General features: G+C 71.1%; 15 protein-coding genes. All 15 read left to right on the top strand.

The features are described from left to right. Positions 1-76 precede the first annotated feature (76 nt). The 15 genes from ABT130_RS21490 to ABT130_RS21420 all read left to right on the top strand — a co-directional run bounded on the left by ABT130_RS21490 (position 77) and on the right by ABT130_RS21420 (position 17,263). On the top strand, positions 77-775 hold the full coding sequence (locus tag ABT130_RS21490) for a TetR/AcrR family transcriptional regulator (RefSeq protein WP_350927420.1): 699 nt from the start codon (positions 77-79) through the stop codon (positions 773-775). 341 nt (positions 776-1,116) lie between these two features. Then, positions 1,117-3,252 carry a hydantoinase/oxoprolinase family protein gene (locus ABT130_RS21485; protein WP_350927422.1) on the top strand — a complete coding sequence of 712 codons (2,136 nt, stop codon included), beginning with the start codon at positions 1,117-1,119 and terminating at the stop codon, positions 3,250-3,252. 23 nt (positions 3,253-3,275) lie between these two features. Next, the gene (locus ABT130_RS21480; RefSeq protein ID WP_350957711.1) at positions 3,276-5,573 is read left to right on the top strand and encodes a hydantoinase B/oxoprolinase family protein; all 2,298 of its coding nucleotides are present in this window, start codon (positions 3,276-3,278) and stop codon (positions 5,571-5,573) included. 26 nt (positions 5,574-5,599) lie between these two features. Continuing rightward, the gene (locus tag ABT130_RS21475; RefSeq protein ID WP_350957709.1) at positions 5,600-7,279 is read left to right on the top strand and encodes an AMP-binding protein; all 1,680 of its coding nucleotides are present in this window, start codon (positions 5,600-5,602) and stop codon (positions 7,277-7,279) included. Further along, positions 7,272-8,768, top strand: coding sequence for an AMP-binding protein (locus tag ABT130_RS21470; RefSeq protein ID WP_350927428.1), 1,497 nt, complete (start codon positions 7,272-7,274; stop codon positions 8,766-8,768). Before ABT130_RS21475 ends, ABT130_RS21470 begins: the two co-directional genes overlap by 8 nt. A gap of 276 nt (positions 8,769-9,044) precedes the next feature. After that, on the top strand, positions 9,045-9,782 hold the full coding sequence (locus ABT130_RS21465; RefSeq protein ID WP_350927430.1) for a 3-hydroxyacyl-CoA dehydrogenase family protein: 738 nt from the start codon (positions 9,045-9,047) through the stop codon (positions 9,780-9,782). Between the two features lie 172 nt (positions 9,783-9,954). After that, positions 9,955-10,560 carry a VOC family protein gene (locus ABT130_RS21460; RefSeq protein WP_350927432.1) on the top strand — a complete coding sequence of 202 codons (606 nt, stop codon included), beginning with the start codon at positions 9,955-9,957 and terminating at the stop codon, positions 10,558-10,560. Position 10,561: 1 nt separating this feature from the next. Beyond that, positions 10,562-10,810: a hypothetical protein gene (locus ABT130_RS21455; RefSeq protein WP_350927434.1), complete on the top strand. Its 249-nt coding sequence runs from the start codon at positions 10,562-10,564 to the stop codon at positions 10,808-10,810. Between the two features lie 6 nt (positions 10,811-10,816). Further along, positions 10,817-12,061 carry an alpha/beta fold hydrolase gene (locus ABT130_RS21450; RefSeq protein WP_350927436.1) on the top strand — a complete coding sequence of 415 codons (1,245 nt, stop codon included), beginning with the start codon at positions 10,817-10,819 and terminating at the stop codon, positions 12,059-12,061. A gap of 98 nt (positions 12,062-12,159) precedes the next feature. Continuing rightward, positions 12,160-13,098: an SDR family NAD(P)-dependent oxidoreductase gene (locus tag ABT130_RS21445; RefSeq protein WP_350927438.1), complete on the top strand. Its 939-nt coding sequence runs from the start codon at positions 12,160-12,162 to the stop codon at positions 13,096-13,098. Further along, complete coding sequence (locus tag ABT130_RS21440; protein WP_350957706.1) at positions 13,095-14,336, top strand: metal-dependent hydrolase family protein; 1,242 nt, start codon at positions 13,095-13,097, stop codon at positions 14,334-14,336. Before ABT130_RS21445 ends, ABT130_RS21440 begins: the two co-directional genes overlap by 4 nt. Then, the gene (locus tag ABT130_RS21435; RefSeq protein WP_350927442.1) at positions 14,333-15,496 is read left to right on the top strand and encodes an acetyl-CoA acetyltransferase; all 1,164 of its coding nucleotides are present in this window, start codon (positions 14,333-14,335) and stop codon (positions 15,494-15,496) included. Before ABT130_RS21440 ends, ABT130_RS21435 begins: the two co-directional genes overlap by 4 nt. A gap of 26 nt (positions 15,497-15,522) precedes the next feature. Continuing rightward, complete coding sequence (locus ABT130_RS21430) at positions 15,523-15,918, top strand: Zn-ribbon domain-containing OB-fold protein (RefSeq protein ID WP_350927444.1); 396 nt, start codon at positions 15,523-15,525, stop codon at positions 15,916-15,918. Further along, entirely contained in the window at positions 15,915-16,514 is a 600-nt protein-coding gene (locus ABT130_RS21425) for a GNAT family N-acetyltransferase (RefSeq protein ID WP_350927446.1), read from the top strand. The genes ABT130_RS21430 and ABT130_RS21425 overlap by 4 nt, the downstream gene beginning before the upstream one ends. Further along, positions 16,511-17,263 carry a maleate cis-trans isomerase family protein gene (locus ABT130_RS21420; protein ID WP_350927448.1) on the top strand — a complete coding sequence of 251 codons (753 nt, stop codon included), beginning with the start codon at positions 16,511-16,513 and terminating at the stop codon, positions 17,261-17,263. Before ABT130_RS21425 ends, ABT130_RS21420 begins: the two co-directional genes overlap by 4 nt. Positions 17,264-17,328 lie beyond the last annotated feature (65 nt).

Genomic DNA, 17,328 nt, shown 5'->3' with positions numbered 1-17,328 from the left:
ACCGCAGTTGCCGTCCGGATGTTGCTACTGCCGTAAAGTATTGGACGTACCCGTAGGCGGTGACGGAAGGTGCCCGGTGGCCAAGACCAGCTCGCGCAAGGAACTCATGAGCAACGCGGTGCTGGAGAAAGCGGCCGTGCTGTTCGCTGAACGCGGCTTCGCGGGCACCAGTCTGCGCGACATCGCCGATGCGATGGGCATGACCCGGCCCGCGCTCTATTACTACTTCGACAGCAAGGAGACGCTCCTGCGGGAGCTGGTCCGGGGCATCACCGGGGTCGGCTCGCAGGAGCTCCGCAAGCTCAGGGAACGCGCCGATCTCAGCGCGGCGGCGAAACTGCGGACGGTGGTGATCGGCACCGCGATACGCGTCGCGGAGAGCCCGGTGCAGTTCCGGCTGCTGGAGCGGAACGAGGCGGAACTGCCCGACAACATCCTCCAGGAGCACAACGCCAGCAAGGGGCGCATCCTCGACGAGCTCAGCATAATCATCGGCGATGGTGTCAGGTCGGGGGAGTTCCGGCCGGTCAACGAGCGGGTCGCGGCCTTCTCCGTCATCGGGATGATCAACTGGATCGCCTGGTGGTACAACCCGGAGGGGCCCAACACCCCCGAGGAGATCGCCGAGGAGATGTATACGCTGGTCTCGCGCGGCCTGCTCCGGGGCGAGGACAGGGTTCCGGCGCGGGGGGTCGAGGGCGCGGTCGCGCTGCTCCGCGAGGATCTCACGCATCTGGAGCGCCTGCTCGCCGACGGTGAGCGTCCCGCCTCCTGAAGCACCCCCCTGCCGCCCCCTGTCCGCCCCAGTCCCCTGTCCGCCTCCTGAAGGAGGCCGTCCTCCGTGGGGCGCCCGCCTCCAGGGTCCCCGCCCGGGTTCTCCCGATCCTGTGGATGCCTGCTCCCGAAGGCTCCGCCACCTCTTCCGTCCCCATCCCGTTCCTGGCCCCCGCGTGCGACCTGCGCAGACTCCTGCCACGTGACGCCGCCGGCGTTCCAGCGGCGGCGTCACGTCTCCGTACGGTCATGTGGGGTGGGCGGTGCCGGGCTGCCGGTCGGCGCCCCCGTTTCCCGTTGACTTTGACGCTTCATTCGAATAGTTTTCGTTACTGTCAGATTATGACGACGGCCACCCGACCAGGAAGGCAGGCGGGCGTGACATATGTGATCGGCCTGGACGTCGGAGGGACCTTCACCGACGCCGTCGCGGCGGATTCGTCCGGCGCGCTGTACACCGCGAAGACCCCATCGACGCCGCCCGACTTCGCGCGCGGCTTTGAGGACGCCCTTGATCTGCTGGCCTCACAGGCGGGCCTGACCACCGAGGAACTGCTCGCCCGGACCAGCCATGTGGCGCACGGCACAACGGCGGCGCTCAACGCGCTGGTCACCGGTGACGTGGCGACCGTGGGATTCCTGACCACCCGGGGACACGGTGACGCGATCACCATCATGAACGTCGAGGGCCGCTACCTCGGGCTCTCCCCCCATGATGCCCAGGACACCCTGCGCACCCGCAAACCGGACCCGCTGGTCGAGAAGTCGTTGCGATGTGAGGTCACCGAGCGGATCGACCGTGACGGCAAGGTCGTCGTGCCGCTCAACGAGGACGAGGTCCGTGCGCACCTGCGCGAACTGGTCGCCAGGGGAGTGGGCGCGCTCGCGGTCAGCCTGCTGTGGTCGTTCCGCAACCAGGCGCACGAGCTGCGGATCAGGGAGCTGGCCCGGGAGGAGGCGCCCGGCCTCTACGTCACGCTCTCCAGTGAACTGACCCCGCGCATTCGCGAGTTCGCCCGCGCCGCGACGACGATCATGAACGCTCAGGTGGGACCCACGCTCCGGGCCTACCTCGACCCGCTGGAGCGACGCCTGCGCGACCGTGGCCTGACCGGGCCGCTGCTGGTCATGCAGGGTTCCGGGGGCACGGTCTCGGCGCGCAAGGCGCCCGAGGTGGCGATCACCACGGTGGGCTCGGTGCTCACCGGCGGAGTGGTCGGCGCGGCCAGGCTCGCCGAGCAGCTCGGCCACCCGAACGTGGTCTCCACCGACGTGGGCGGCACGACGTTCCTGGTCGGGCTGATCGTCGACGGCCGGCCGGTGTCCACCGCTGGAACGATCCTGAACCAGCATCCGGTCAACACCCCCGCGCTGCGGGTGCACGCGATCGGGTCGGGCGGAGGCGCCATCGCCGCCGTCGACGCCGGCGGCAACCTGAGGGTGGGACCGAACAGTGCCGGAGCCAGGCCGGGGCCGGCCTGCTACGGGCAGGGCGGCCTCAACCCGACGGTCACCGACGCCGACCTCGTCGTCGGCATCCTCAACCCCGACTTCTTCCTCGGCGGCCGCCAGCCGCTGTCCAGGGAGCTGGCGGAGAAGGCCCTGCTCGAACAGGTCGGCAGGCCTCTCGGGCTGGACGCCGAGGGCGCCGCGGCGGCGGTCTTCGCCGTCCAGAACGGTCAGACCGGCGACCTGGTTCGCAAGGTCGTGGTCGAGACGGGACACGACCCGCGTGACTTCGTGGTCTATGCTTTCGGCGGCGCGGGGCCGATGCACAGCTTCGCCTACGCCGCCGAACTGGGCGCGCGTCGGCTGGTCGTGCCGCTCGGCCCGACAGCCGGGGTGTTCTCCGCGTACGGCCTGGCCTCCAGCGCTGTGACCGTCTCGGCCGAGCTGAGCGATCCGGCGTCGTTGCCCCTCGACCCGGCCCGGGTGCAGGCCAACTTCGACGTGCTCACCGCGCGGGTCAGGGCCGCCCTGGCCGATCAGGAACTGGACTTCACATCGGTGGTCCTGCGCCGGGAGGTCGACGCCAGATACGGCCCGCAGATCTGCGAGGTCACCACCCCGGTGGCCGACGGCGCCTTCGACGAGGCCTCGGTGGCCGCCATCGGCGACGACTTCGAAGCCCAGTACGCCCGGCAGTTCGGCCCGGGCACCGGCTACCGCGAGGCTGGCATCCAGGTCATCACCTACCGCGTCCATGGTGTCGGCACACTCCCGGTCGACCCCAGGCTGCCGACGCCGCCCGCCCCGTCCGGCAAGGTCGAGGAGGCACGCAAGGGGAGCAGGCCGGTCTTCCTGGACATCGCGCACGGCTGGGCGGACACCGCCGTCTACGACTACCGGGCCCTCGGTCCCGGACACGTCATCGCCGGACCGGCGGTCGTCGAAGTGGCGACCACCACCGTCGTCATCCCCGCCGACGCCGAGGGCCACATCGACAGGCTCGGCAACCTCGCCATCCACCTGCCCTGAGTTCACAGCTAGGAGGGACGCACGTGCCTGCCGCATTTTCCGACCGGTTCGCCAGCCGGCCGATCCCGCTCGAAGAACTGCGCCGCGCCATCTCGCCGAAGCTGCGGCTGCACACCGTGAACCAGGCGGCGATCGACGCGATCGACCCGCTGACCTACGAGGTCGTACGGCATCGCATCTGGTCGATCACCGACGAGATGGGGGACACGCTCAAGCGCATGTCCGGCTCCACCTCGGTGACCGAGGTCAACGACTTCGACTTCACCATCGGCGACGAACTGGGCCAGGAGGTCCAGGTCGGCCTGTTCAACACGGGCCTGGTCGCCGCCATGGATCTGGCGATCTACTGGACCCTGCTCCATCGGGCAGACAACCCCGGCATCGCCGAGGGCGACATGTTCCTGTGCAACGACCCATGGGTGGGCGGCGGCCTGCACCAGAACGACGTGGCCGTGCTCGCCCCGGTCTTCCACGACGGGCAGTTGTTCGGATGGTCCACGGCCATCTGCCACGTCGCCGACCTGGGGGGCAGCGCGCCCGGCTCGTTCTCGCCGTCCGCCACCGACATCTTCTCCGAGGCCGTCCCCACCCCGCCGATCAAGATCGTACGTGGCGGCGAGATCCAGGACGACGTGGTCGACGCCTACCTGCGCCGGTCCCGGGTGCCCGAGATGGTCGGCCTCGATCTGCGTGCCAAGATCGGCGCCAACCGCCTGGCCACCGAACGCCTGCTCACCCTGGTCGGCCGCTACGGACCGGACCTGGTCAAGGCCGTGATGAAGCGGATGATGGACGACGCGGAGCACCGGTTGCGCGCCAAGCTCGCCGCGCTGCCGGACGGCTCCTGGCATGCGGTCGGATACCAGGAGCAGGCCAAACTGGGCGACCGAGGCATTTACCAGATCGAACTGCGGATGACCAAAATCGGCGACCATCTGACGTTCGACTTCACCGGCACCGACCCGCAGCAGGGCATGATCAACTGTCCCTACGCGGGAATGCGCGCGGGAGTCATGTTCGCCCTTCTTCCGGTCCTGGCAGGGGACATCCCCTGGGCGGCCGGTGGCCTGATGCGCTGCTTCGACCTCGTCAGCGAGGAGGGCACGATCAACAACGCCTCCTTCCCCGCTGCGGTGGCCAAGGCCCCGGTCGGCCCGGCCTGGGCGACGGCCAACCTGGTCGCCGAGTGCCTGGGCAAGATGCTCGACACCACGCTGGAGTCCAGGCCCCGCGTGCAGTCGGTGTGCGCGGGCACCTACGACGGATGCCTGCTGTCCGGGATGGACGCCGAGGGGCGCCCCTTCATCGGCGGCCTCGCCGACACGATGGCCTCCGGATACGGGGCGCAGACCGACGCCGACGGTGTGGACACCGCGGGTCTGTTCGTCATCCCGATGGGCCGCGCGCCCGACGTGGAGATGACCGAGCTGACCCAGCCGCTGCTCTACCTGTGGCGGCGGGAGGAGGCCGACACCGGAGGCGCGGGGCGCCGTCGTGGAGGTCTCAGCGGCTCGGTCTGCGTCATCGGGCACGGCACCCGGGGATCGATGACGGCGATGTTCACCGGTTCCGGCAAGGCCGCGTCGATGAGCCCGGGACTGGCCGGCGGCTACCCCGGCGGAACCCAGCTCGACCTGGTCGTCCACGACAGCGGGGCACGCCAGGCGCTCGCCGGGGGACGCATCCCCACCTCGACGGAGGAACTCGGTGGCGAGCGCTACCTGGTGCAGGCCCACGACGAGGTGCTGGTACACCCCGACAGCGCGGTGGTGCTGCGCTGGGGCGCCGGCGGTGGTTACGGCGATCCCCTGTTACGCGAGCCGGCCGGGGTCGCGCGTGATGTGGTCGACGGCAAGGTGTCACCGGAGGCGGCCCGCACGCTCTACGCGGTCGTGCTGGACGAGGCCGGCGCCGCCGATCCGACGGCCACGGACGCCGCCAGGCGGCGGGCCCGTGTCCGGCGCCGGGAGTCGGCGACGGCCCCGGCGAGCGCGGCGGAGCCGGTGCTCGCGGTCGCCGGTGAGCGCCGCCCGCTGGACGACAACCTCAAACTCGCCCCCGACGGCGAGGGCGGCAGCGTCGTCGTCTGCGCGCACTGTGACCACCCGCTCGGCCGGTGGGGGGAGAACTACCTCGCCACGCTGCCTCGCCGTGCCGGGTCGCCCGGCGAGGCCGGGCCCACCGCCTGGGCCGACCCCGCCGACTACGTCGATGTTCCGATCGAGTTCCGCCAGTTCTACTGCCCGGGCTGCTATACCGCCCTGCTCACCCAGGTCGTCCCCGTCGACCAGCCGATCTCGCTTGACCGCGCACCCGTATAACCGGGCGGCCCCGCCCCGGAGGTTCCATGACGCTCTCCAACGTCCCCGACGCCCTCGATGTCGTTCCCTATCCGGCCCATCTGGCCCGTGCCTACCGGGAATCCGGGATGTGGCGCCCGTACACCATCGCCGGTGAGCTGAAGCTGGTCGCCGCGCGCCAGCCGGACACGCTCGCCGTGGTCACCGCCGCCGAGCGGATCACCTATCGCGAGCTGGACCGCCGCGCCGACCGGTTCGCCGTGGCGCTGCGCCGCCTGGGGCTTGAGCCCGGTGACCCGGTGGTGTTCCAGCTCGCGAACGAGGTCCACACCGTGGTCGCCTACTACGGGGTGCTGCGCGCCGGGCTCATCCCGATCTGCTCGCTGGCCCAGCACCGGGAGCGGGAGATCGGCTACCTGATCCGGCATACCGCGGCGCGTGCCCATCTGGTCGAGGCCGAGTTCCGCGACTACGACCTGCCCGGATTCGCCGCCTCGCTCGCCGCCGAGCACGGAAACGTGCACACCATCGTGGTGTGCGGCGGCCCGGCCGGCACCGGGCAGCACGCCTACGAAACGCTGATCGAAGGCGTGGACCCCGACGAGGCGGCGGCCGAGGTGGCCACCTGGCGCATCGACCCCGAGTCGGTCGCGGTCTTCCAGCTCTCCGGCGGCACCACGGGCGATCCGAAGGTGATCCCGCGCCTGCACTGCGAGTACGCCTACAACGCCAGGGCCTGGGGCCAGTTCTGGGACTGGGGCCCCGGCAGCGTGGTGCTGCACGCGGCCCCGATGATGCACAACGCGGGCGTCATCGTGGCCGTCCAGTCGGCTCACCTCACCGGGGCGACCCTGGTGCTGGTCCCGCGCATCGACGTCAAGACGATCGTCGAGGCCGTGGCCACCGAGCGGGTGACGGACACGATGATGGGGCTCGGCCTGATGACCCGCATCGCCGAACACCCCGAGCTGGACACCTTCGACTTCTCCTCACTCAGGCGCGTCTTCTTCGCCCCCTCCATCCCGGCCGCGGGAGACCAGGCGGAGGAACTCTTCGGCTGCACGGTGGTGCCGCTCTTCGGGGCGGGGGAGGGCATCTTCCTCACCGCCCCCGACGACGCTCCCGAGCACGTCCGCAAGGGCACCTGCGGCGCGCCGCTGTCTCCCCTCGACGAGATACGGGTGCTGGTTCCCGGCACCGAGGAGGAGACGCCGGTCGGCGAGATCGGTGAGCTGACCGCGCGGGGGCCCTACACCATCCATGGCTACTTCCGGGCGCCTGAGCGCAACCGTGACGCCTTCACCGGCGACGGCTTCTACCGCACCGGAGACCTCACCCGCGCGCACGTGATCGGCGGCGTCACCTACTACTCCCACGAGGGACGCATCACCGACAACATCAGCCGAGGTGGAGAGAAGATCCACGCGGACGAGCTGGAGGCGCTCCTGCTCCGGCACCCGGCCGTCGCGGAGGTCTCGGTGGTCGGGATGCCGGACCGGCTGCTGGGCGAGAAGGTGTGCGCGTTCGTCCGCCCGGCAGGGGACTGGGCGCCCACCGTCGCCGATCTGGCCAAGTTCCTGTTCGATCTGGGACTGGCCAAGTACAAGCTGCCGGAACGGGTTGAGATCGTCGACGACCTGCCCCGGACCAAGGTCGGCAAGGTGTCCAAGCGTGATCTGCGCACCCGGATCGCCGAGACGCTGGAGAGGGAACGGGCCAATGGCTGATCCGGTGGGGTTCGGCACCCGGATCACGCACATCGCCGCCAGAACCCCCGACCGTCCGGCACTCACCTTCGCCCCGGTCGGCGGCCCCGAGACCGTGCTCACCTGGGCCGACCTGGAAAGCCGCGCCAATCAGGTGGCCCGCCTGCTGGCCGCCCACGGCGCGGGGCCGGGAACGCGCGTGATCGTGGCGCTGCGCAACGGGCCCGCGCACTTCCTGGCCTGCATCGGCGCCTGGAAGGTGGGAGCGATGGTGCTTCCGCTGAAGCACTCCCTGCCCCCGAGGGAACAGGCCGGCTTCGTCGAGTTGGTCGAGCCGGTCGTGGTCGTGGCCGACGGGTGGGACCGGCCCCCGGCAGTCACGCTGCTCGGCACGGCCGAACTCGACGCCACCGGGAACCTGGACTCCGGAGCGCTGCCCCCGATCGTGCCCCATCCGGGCAAGGCGGTGGCCTCCGGCGGCTCGACGGGCCGCCCGAAGGTGATCGTCGACCCCCGCCCCTGGGTGCACCGATCAGGCGAGGTGATGGGCGTGGGCTCGGCGCACGGGTTCGGCCACGGCCAGACCCAGCTCGTGGCCGGGGCGCTCTATCACAACGCGCCCTTCTGCTGGGCCTACCTCGGCCTGTGTGAGGAACACCACCTCGTGCTGACCGACCGATTCGACCCGGCCCACTCGGTGGACCTGATCGAACGGCACCGCGTGCAGTTCCTGTTCATGGCCCCGGTGATGATGCAGCGCGTCATGCGGCTGCCCGGCATCGCCGAGCGAGACCTGTCCAGCATCGAAACCTTGTTCCACACGGCCGCGCCCTGTCCGCCTTGGCTGAAGCGGGCCTGGATCGACAGAATCGGACCGGAGCGGGTCGTCGAGCGCTTCGGCGCCTCGGAGGCGGTGGGCAACACCTGCATCACCGGAAGTGAGTGGCTGACCCATCCGGGAAGCGTCGGCCGCGGCGAGAACACCCACATCCGCATCCTGGACGAGGACCGGCGCGACGTGCCCACCGGCACGGTCGGCGAGGTCTTCACCCGCCCTCTGCACGTCACCGGGCCGACCTACGAGTATCTGGGCTCGTCCCCGGCGACCAGCACCCTCGACGGCTACACCAGCGTCGGCGACATGGGCCGGTTGGACGAGGAGGGCTACCTCTACCTGGCCGATCGCCTCTCGGACATGATCAACAATGCTGGGACCAACGTCTACCCCGCCGAGGTGGAGGCGGTGATCTCCGAGCATCCCGCCGTCGCCGACGTCTCGGTCGTGGGCCTGCCCGACGAGGAGTACGGCCAGCGCGTGCACGCCGTGGTGGAGCTCACCGCCGGCATGGAACTCACCGAGACCGAGCTGGCCGCCTTCTGCCGTGAGCGGCTGTCGTCGGAGAAGGTGCCACGCAGTGTGGAGTTCCGCGCCAGGCTCCCCCGCGACGAGGCGGGGAAGTTGCGCAGGCGCGGACTCGTCCCCGACATTCCCGTCAGGAGTGACTCTTGACATTCTCCCCTCCCTGAAGGGAGGGGACTCCCGCGGTCACCCGTGGGAATTCCTGCTTCACCGCCAGTCGCCCGCCAGGAGAAAACTCCTCCTTTGAGGTCTTACACCGGCTCCACAGGCGTTTCACCTCTCCGCCAGCCCGGCGGCGAGGGTCTCACCTCACGCATACGACGGCTTGGTTGTCGCCACCGCCGAAAACCTTACCGAACCCGTACGGCACCGCGCCGCGTTTCCTTCCCGTCCCGAAGGACGAGGTTTCCACGCTGGAGGTATTTGATGAAGCCCAAGACCATCGCCGTGACCGGTGGCGGCGTGATGGGAGCGCAGATCGCACAGGTCTTCGCCACCCACGGCCACACCGTCCGCGTCCACGACCTCACCGAGGACAGGCTCGCCGCGGCGCGCGAGCGCATCCTCGACGGCCGCTTCGGGCTGCGTGCCTCGGTGGCGCGGGGCAAGCTCGCCGAGGAGGACTCGCAGGCCGTCCAGGACCGGCTGACCTACGTCACCGACCTGGCCGCCGCCTGCGACGGGGTGGATCTCGTGCAGGAGGCCGTACCGGAGGACATGGGCCTGAAGGTCCGTGTCTTCCGCGAGCTGGACCTGGTCAGCCCGCCCGCAGCCGTGCTGCTGTCCAACACGGCCGGGCTGTCGGTCGCCGCCCTGGCCTACGCCACGGACCGGCCCGGGCAGGTCTTCGGCTGGCACTGGTTCCAGCCGTGCGCCGCGATGCGGTGCGCCGAGCTGGTCGTGCACGACGCGGTCACCCCCGAGGCCCACCGGCTGACCGTCGAGGTCGCCGAGTCGTGCGGGCGGCGGGTGGTCACCGTCAACGACCAGCCGCTGGCCTGGGGGTTCGTCGCCAACCGGATAAACGCCGCGGTCCGCAGGGAGGCCGACATGATCGTCGCAGAGGGGGTGGCCACCCCCGAGCAGGTCGACACGATCATGAAGGACGCGTTGCGCTGGCCCATGGGCCCGTTCGAGATGCGCGGGGCCGCCGCGCTCGGCTAGCGGTTCACCCTCCGGGTAGGCGGGCGCGCCGCCTGCCATAGACCGCGCCGGGAACGTCCGGCGGCCGGTCCGCAGAGGGGCAGGACAGGGCACACGGGTGCGCCGGGAACACGCCGTCCAATTATTTGACTTGAGCGTAAAATTATCTACTATAGCGACAGGAGGTGGTGGGGTGCCGAAGGTAATGCGGACCCGGGGTGTGGACCACGCCGCATATGTGACGACCAAGCCCGCCGAGACCATCCGCTTCTACCGCGACGTCATGGGTCTGCCCACCCCGCACGCCATCACGGCGAAGGGGTGGGGCGGCAAGCCCCATCCCGACTTCGTCCACTTCTTCTTCGACATCGGCAACGGCGACCGGCTCGCCTTCTTCTACTACTTCGGCGTGCCCGAGGATCCAGAGGCCAAGCCGCCCAACTACCACCTGGCTCTGCACGTGGACACCGAGGAGGAACTGCTCGCCTGGCGCAGGCGCTTCGAGGAGCACGGCGTCCGGGTCATCGCCCAGATCGTCCACGAGACCATCGAGTCGATCTACGTCCGCGACCCCAACGGCATGGTCTTCGAGATCACCCGGCCCCTGCGGGACCTCACCGAGCGCGACCGGCGGGACGCCGAACTCTCCCTGGAGGCACTCCTCGACTCCCTCGCAGACGACACCGAGCCGACCCTCGAAGCCTTCTGGCGTCGCAAGGCCGAACTCGTCGCCAAGGAACTGGACAACGAGGTCACTCCGGACGACTCCGCCGACGGCCACACCGAGGAGGCCAACTGACATGACCGCGATATACGTGCTCGACGTTCCCGAGTTCTCGCCGCTGGCCGACGCCGCCGTCGCCGACGATCTGCTCCTGACCCGCCGCGCGGGCTACATCCGGCTGACCGCGGAAGGGCCCATCACCGTACGGCGGGCCGGTACCGACCTGGTCGACGCGGTCTGGTTCAGCGCGCTCACCGGGGGATACACGGGCGTCCTGGAATGCTTCGACCAGGACCGCATCCGGGTCCTCCCGGACGGGAGATGAGGCGGGGTGCGCACCACGACCGCCCGCCGCCCGCCTGCGGCGCTCAACGGCGACTGGTATCCCCGGGACCTGCCCGCCGGGATCGACGTCTCCTCCCACCTGCTGGTCACCGCTGACGGATCGGCGACCCGAGGCTGGCTCTACGCCCCGCCCCGCGCCCGCTCCGTGGTCACCGTCATGCACCCACGGGCCGACGCCAGCCGCCACTACCTGATTCCCGACCTGCTCAAGGCCGGATTCGCGGTCTGGGCGCAGACCGGCAGGGGAGGTGGCAGCGACCTCAGGCTCGTCCATGAGAGCGCCCTGCTCGATGTCGCGGCCGGAATGACGTTCCTGCGCGGGCGTGGCTTCGAGCAGGTCGCCGCCCTCGGCAACTCCGGCGGCGCGAGCCTGTACACCTTCTACGTGCAGCAGGCCCTGCGCGGCCCGGCCGACCGCATCGCGGTCACCCCGGCAGGCCGCCCGAGCGGTCTGGACACCGCCGACCTCCCGGCCCCCGACGCGGTCGCCTACCTGGCGCCCCACCCGGGGCAGGGGGCACTGCTCCTCGAATGCATCGACCCCTCGGTGACCGACGAGGACGACGCCCTGTCCGCCGACCCCGCGCTCGACCCCTTCGACCCGGCGAACGGATTCGCCGAACCTCCGGCCTCCGCGTCCTTCACCGCCGAGTTCCTCCAGCGCTATCGCGCCGCCCAGCGGGCCAGGGTCGCCCGCATCGACGACAGGGCCCGCTCGCTCATCGAGCGGCGCAGGGCCGCCCGAGCCCGGCACAAGCGGTTGGGAGCCGCCGCCGACCTGCGCCTGGCCACCCACATGCCGGTCGTCACCGTGCACCGCACCGACGCCGACCCCCGCACCGTCGACCTGTCGCTCGACCCCTCAGAGCGGCGCTACGGCTCGGTCTTCGGCGTCCGCCCCGACGTGACGAACTACGGCCTCGTCGGATTCGGCCGCACGACCACCCCCGAGGCGTGGCTGTCCACCTGGTCCGGGCTGAGCAGCAACGCAGAGATGGCCCGCACCGCGCCGGAGATGACGCTGCCCTGCCTGGTGGTCGAGTACACCGGCGACAACTGCGTCTTCCCCACCCAGGTGCGGGCCATCCACGACGCGCTCGGTGCCACCGACAAGACCCATGTCCGGGTGCGGGGCGACCACTTCGGCGGCCCGCTTCAGGGGGACGGTCCCGATGTGCCGGGCCGGGCCAGAACCGTCGTCGTCGACTGGCTGCGCGACCGTCTCGGCTGACCCGGCCGGCCCGCGCGAAACCCCGCGACCTTCACAAAACCCTCAGCAGCCCCTCGGCAGTCCTCATGGAAAAGATCAACCAACCGAAAGGAGCCCCAGTGTCCGCACTCGCCGGTCGCGTCGCGATCGTCACCGGTGCCGGTCGCGGTCTCGGCCGGGCCCACGCGCTGCTCCTCGCCAGGCTCGGCGCCGCCGTCGTGGTCAACGACCTGGGCGGCGACGTCCACGGCGCGGGCCAGGACACCACCCCCGCCCGGCAGGTCGTGGACGAGATCCGCCACGCGGGCGGCCAGGCCGTCGTCAGCGGCCACGATGTCGCCGACTGGGCCCAGGCAGCCGCCCTCGTCGGCCTCGCCGTCACGACCTTCGGAGACCTGCACGTCCTGGTCAACAACGCGGGCATCCTCCGGGACCGGACACTGGCCAAGATGAGCGAGGCCGAGTGGGACTCGGTCGTCCGCGTCCACCTCAAGGGCCACGCCGCCCCCACCGCCCACGCCCTGGCCTATTGGCGGCGGAGGGCCGGGGAAGGCGCGAAGCCGGAGGCCTCCGTCATACACACGACCTCGGTCGCCGCCTTCGCCGGCAACATCGGCCAGGCCAACTACGGCGCGGCGAAAATGGCCATGCTCGCCCTGTCGCGCTGCGTCTCGCTGGAGGCCGGCCGCCACGGCGTGCGCTCCAACGCGGTCTCACCCGGCGCGCGCACGCGCATCACCGAGAGCGCGGGGCTTTCCGGGGCGAACGAGGTTCCCGACGGAGCCTTCGACCCCGCCGACCCGGCCAACGTCTCCCCCCTGGTGGCCTGGCTCGCCCAGGCCGGCTGCCCCGCCGACGGCCAGGTCTTCCACTGCTCGGGTGAGGAGATCATCGTCGTCGACATGCCCAGGGTCGCTGCCAGGCTGCGCACCGAGGGCCGATGGACCCTTCCCGAACTGGACCGCAGGCTCCCCGAGGCGCTCCGCACCCCGCCCGTCCTGGACGACTTCTTCGGTGGTGCCGAGCCCGCGCGAAGCGGCACGGAGTCAGGCCGATGAGAACCCTCTACACCGGAGCGACCGTCTTCGACGGCACCGGGGCGGCTCCCGCGCCCGCCGACGTCGTGGTCGACGGCGACCGCATCGTGGAGGTCGGCCCCGGCCTCGACGGCGACACCCGCGTCGACCTGGCCGGGGCCGTCCTGCTGCCCGGCTTCATCGACTGCCACGTCCACGTCACCGTCGACGGCATCGATACCCTCAAGCACCTCGGAGACCCCTACTCGCTCCGCTACTACCAGACCGTGCGTAACCTCGGCGACCTGCTGGACACCGGGCTGACCACCGTACGCGACGCCGGCGGGGCCGACCTGGGAACCAAGGTCGCGGTGGACACCGGCGTGGTGCGCGGCCCCAGACTGCGGATCGCCGTCACCATGCTCAGCCAGACGGGCGGCCACGCCGACCCCTGGCTGCCCTCGGGAAGCTGTGTCCCGGTGCTGCCCGTCACACCCGGCGCGCCGCAGCCGGTGGTGGACGGCCCCGACGAGATGCGCCTGCGCGTACGCGAGCTGGTGCGGGCCGGGGCCGACTGGGTCAAGGTGGCCGCCTCCGGCGGTGTCATGTCACCCCGCACCGACCCGCGCCGAGCCCAGTTCTCCGCCGAGGAGCTTCACGCCGCTGTCACCGAGGCCGCCGCGGCGGATCTCGGGGTCATGGCGCACGCGCAGGGAGGCGGAGGCATCCGCAACGCCGTACGCGCCGGGGTCCGCTCGATCGAGCACGGGATCTACCTCGACGACGAGCTGATCGAGATGATGTGCGAACGGGGTACCGTCCTCGTCCCGACCCTGCTCGCCCCGCACAGCGTCCTGTCCGCCGCCGCCTCGGGCGCCGCGTTCAGCGAGCAGTCCCAGCGCAAGGTCGCCGAGATCGTCGAAGCGCACGCCGACTCCTTCCGCCGGGCCGTCGCCGCCGGGGTGACCGTCGCCATGGGCACCGACGCGATCGGCTACCCGCACGGCCGCAACCTGGAAGAACTCGACCTCATGCGGGCCGGGGGAATGACTCCGCACCGCGCCCTGCACGCCGCCACCGGTGCCGCGGCCGCGCTGCTCGGCCTGGACGGCGACCTGGGCACGATCGCGCCGGGCAAACGCGCCGACCTGGTCGCCCTCCGCGGTGACATCACCGACCTGACCGGTCTACGTGACCGGATCGCTCTCGTGGTCAAGGACGGCCTTCCGGCCGCCGGGCCACTCACGCACGAGACTCACCAGGAAAGCAGGACCGCATGACCCGCTCCGTCCGGGACAGGTACGGCGTGCACATCGCCGGGGTCGCCGAGACCGCGCTCGGCGAGGTGTACGGCCAGACCGAACTGTCGATGTTCGCCACCGCCGCGCGGGAGGCGCTCTCCGAGGCGGGGATGACCCTGCGCGACGTGGACGGCCTGTTCGTCAACTACATGGGGGAGGAGGGCACCGTCCAGGTCGGCGAGTACCTCGGCATCACCGCGCCGCGTTACGTCGACTCCACCGACATCGGCGGCGCCGCGTTCGAGGCGTTCGTGCATCACGCCATGCTCGCCGTCGCCGAGGGACGCTGCGAGGTCGCGCTCATCGGCTACGCCTCACGCCAGCGCACCCGCCGCGCCCGCAGCATCGGCGGCGGCGTGGTCGACACCGACAGCCTGGCCGCGCAGTTCCAGTCGCCGTACGGCCTGCCCGCCCCCATCGGCCACTACGCGATGATGGCCACCCGGCACATGCACCAGTACGGCACGACCCCCGAACAACTCGCCGAGGTCGCCGTCGCCGCCCGCTCCTGGGCCCGGCTGAACCCCAAGGCCTGGTCCCGCGACCCGCTCACCGTCGAGCAGGCCCTGGCCAGCCGGATGATCTCCACCCCGCTCCGGCGCAGCGACTGCTGCCTGGTCACCGACGGCGGCGCGGCCATCGTCGTCACCACCGCCGCGCGCGCCCGCGACGCGCGCAAACCCTCGGTACGTGTGCTCGGCGCGGGCGAGAGCCAGACTCACTGGCATCTGGCCAGCATGCCCGACATGACCGTCACGGCCGGAGCGGCCTCCGCACGCGAGGCATTCGGCATGGCCGGAATCACCGCGGCCGACGTGGACGTGCTCCAGCCCTACGACTCCTTCACCGTCACCGTGCTGCTCGCGCTGGAGGACCTGGGCTTCTGCGCCAAGGGCGAGGGCGGCGCCTTCGTGGCCGGTGGCCGCCTCGCCCCCGGCGGTGACCTGCCGGCCATGACCTCGGGGGGCGGCCTGTCCTACAACCACCCAGGCGCCCTCGGCGCGCTGCTGCTCGTCGAGGCCGTACGGCAGGTGCGCGGCGAGGCCGGTGACCGGCAGGTGGCCGGCGCCGAGATCGCCGTCGCCCACGGCGTGGGTGGCTACAACTCCACCGCGTCCACGGTGGTCCTGGCCAGATGACAACGACCGTCAAACAGGAGAGCCCCATGACCGAGGCGTACGGCGACGCCATCACCGCCCCCTTCTGGGAGGCAGCCGGCCACGGCCTGCTGCTGCAGCGATGTGACTGCTGCGGCGCCCATCAGTTCTACCCCAGGCTGTTCTGCCTGGCCTGCGACCACGACGGGCTGACCTGGACGTCCGCGAGCGGCACCGGCGTGATCTACTCGCGCACCGAGGTCCACGTCAAGGTACGGCCCGAGTTGGTTCCGCCGTACACCGTCGTCGTCGTCGCGCTCGCCGAGGGCCCTCGGATGACCACCCTCATCGTCGGCGAAGACGGCGCGCCCGGCCCCACCTGTGAGATCGGCGACGTCGTCGAGGTGGCCTGGATGCCCCGCGCCGACGCCCCGCCCCTACCCGTATTCCGGAGGTCGGCATGACCGACGTGCGTCCCTTTCTGCCCGGCGACACCACCCAGATGGCTCTCACCATGGCCAGGGCCTTCGCCGACTACCCCTACACCCTCTGGACCGTTCAGGCCGATGACCGGCACGAGCGGCTGCGCGGGCTCTACACCCTGTTCGTCGCCGAGTTCGCCGCGAGCCTCGACGGGGTCTGGGTCACCGACGACTGCGCCGCCGTCGCCTCCTGGCTCCCGCCCGGTGTCGTCGGCCCCGACGAGGCGTTCCAGGAACGCCACGGATCGACGATCGTGGAACTGATGGGCGACCGGCTGCCCGCCGCCATGTCCGCGGCCGAGATCGTCGACCCGATGCGGCCGGCCGAGCCGCACTGGTACCTCGCCTCCATGGGCACCCACCCCGACTGGCAGAACCGCGGCCTCGGCAGCCGGGTCCTCGAACCGGTGCTCAGCCGGTGCGACGCCGAGGGGGTCCCCGCCTTCACCGAGACCGCCACCGAGGCCAACGTGCGCTTCTATCGCAGAGCCGGATTCGACGTCGTCGCCGAGGCCGAACTCCCCGACGGCGGCCCGCGGCTCTGGTTCCTGTACCGCAAGCCGGGAGAGAACCGATGAGCACCCACCGGGTGGGCCTGATCGTGCCCAGCTCCAACATCACCATGGAGACGGAGATCCCCGAGCTCCTGCGCCGGAGAACGAGCCGCCACCCCGGCGACATGTTCACCGTGCACGGCAGCCGGATGCGCATGCGCCATGTCACCGCCGAGGAACTGCGCCGCATGGACGCCGAGGCGGACCGCTGCGTCGCCGAACTCGCCGACGCCCGCTGCGACGCCTACGCTTACGCCTGCCTGGTCGCCATCATGGCTGCGGGCCCCGGCTACCACGACGCCGCGGAGAAGCGCCTGGCCCGGGTCGCCGCCGACGCGGGCGGGGCCGCCCCGGTCATCTCCAGCGCCGGCGCCCTGCTCGCCGGCCTCGACGTGCTCGGCGCGCACACCGTCGCCATGGTCACGCCGTACCTGCCGGAACTGACCGACCTGGTACGCGGCTACCTCGAAAGCCACGGCGTCACGGTGCGCGACGCCCTCAGCTTGGGCGTCGCCGACAACCTCGCCGTCGGCTGCCTCGACCCGGCCGACCTGCTCAAGCACTACCGCAGGCTCGACCTTTCCGGTTGTGACGCGCTGGTGCTGTCGGCCTGCGTGCAGATGCCGTCACTCCAGATGATCCAGCGGGTCGAGGACGAGGTCGGCATCCCGGTGCTCAGCGCCGCGACCGCCACCACACACGCGCTGCTCACCTCCCTCGGACTGGCCCCGGTGGTGCCGGACGCCGGGGCACTCCTCGCGGAGCGCGGGTGACCGTCCCGGCCGGGCCCGTCCCCGGTGCCCGCGGCCGGGAACGCCGCCCAGCCCAGTGCCCTGCT

It is taken from the genome of Streptosporangium sp. NPDC001681 (assembly GCF_040298085.1).
Lineage (GTDB): Bacteria > Actinomycetota > Actinomycetes > Streptosporangiales > Streptosporangiaceae > Streptosporangium.
This window is presented reverse-complemented; position numbering and strand designations above follow the sequence as displayed.

Excerpts from the sequence above, each read along its gene's own strand:
- ABT130_RS21485 (WP_350927422.1), top strand. The coding sequence starts at position 1,117 with ATGACGACGGCCACCCGACCAGGAAGGCAGGCGGGCGTGACATATGTG.
- ABT130_RS21475 (WP_350957709.1), top strand. The coding sequence starts at position 5,600 with ATGACGCTCTCCAACGTCCCCGACGCCCTCGATGTCGTTCCCTATCCG.
- ABT130_RS21470 (WP_350927428.1), top strand. The coding sequence starts at position 7,272 with ATGGCTGATCCGGTGGGGTTCGGCACCCGGATCACGCACATCGCCGCC.
- ABT130_RS21465 (WP_350927430.1), top strand. The coding sequence starts at position 9,045 with ATGAAGCCCAAGACCATCGCCGTGACCGGTGGCGGCGTGATGGGAGCG.
- ABT130_RS21455 (WP_350927434.1), top strand. The coding sequence starts at position 10,562 with ATGACCGCGATATACGTGCTCGACGTTCCCGAGTTCTCGCCGCTGGCC.
- ABT130_RS21440 (WP_350957706.1), top strand. The coding sequence starts at position 13,095 with ATGAGAACCCTCTACACCGGAGCGACCGTCTTCGACGGCACCGGGGCG.
- ABT130_RS21435 (WP_350927442.1), top strand. The coding sequence starts at position 14,333 with ATGACCCGCTCCGTCCGGGACAGGTACGGCGTGCACATCGCCGGGGTC.
- ABT130_RS21430 (WP_350927444.1), top strand. The coding sequence starts at position 15,523 with ATGACCGAGGCGTACGGCGACGCCATCACCGCCCCCTTCTGGGAGGCA.
- ABT130_RS21425 (WP_350927446.1), top strand. The coding sequence starts at position 15,915 with ATGACCGACGTGCGTCCCTTTCTGCCCGGCGACACCACCCAGATGGCT.
- ABT130_RS21420 (WP_350927448.1), top strand. The coding sequence starts at position 16,511 with ATGAGCACCCACCGGGTGGGCCTGATCGTGCCCAGCTCCAACATCACC.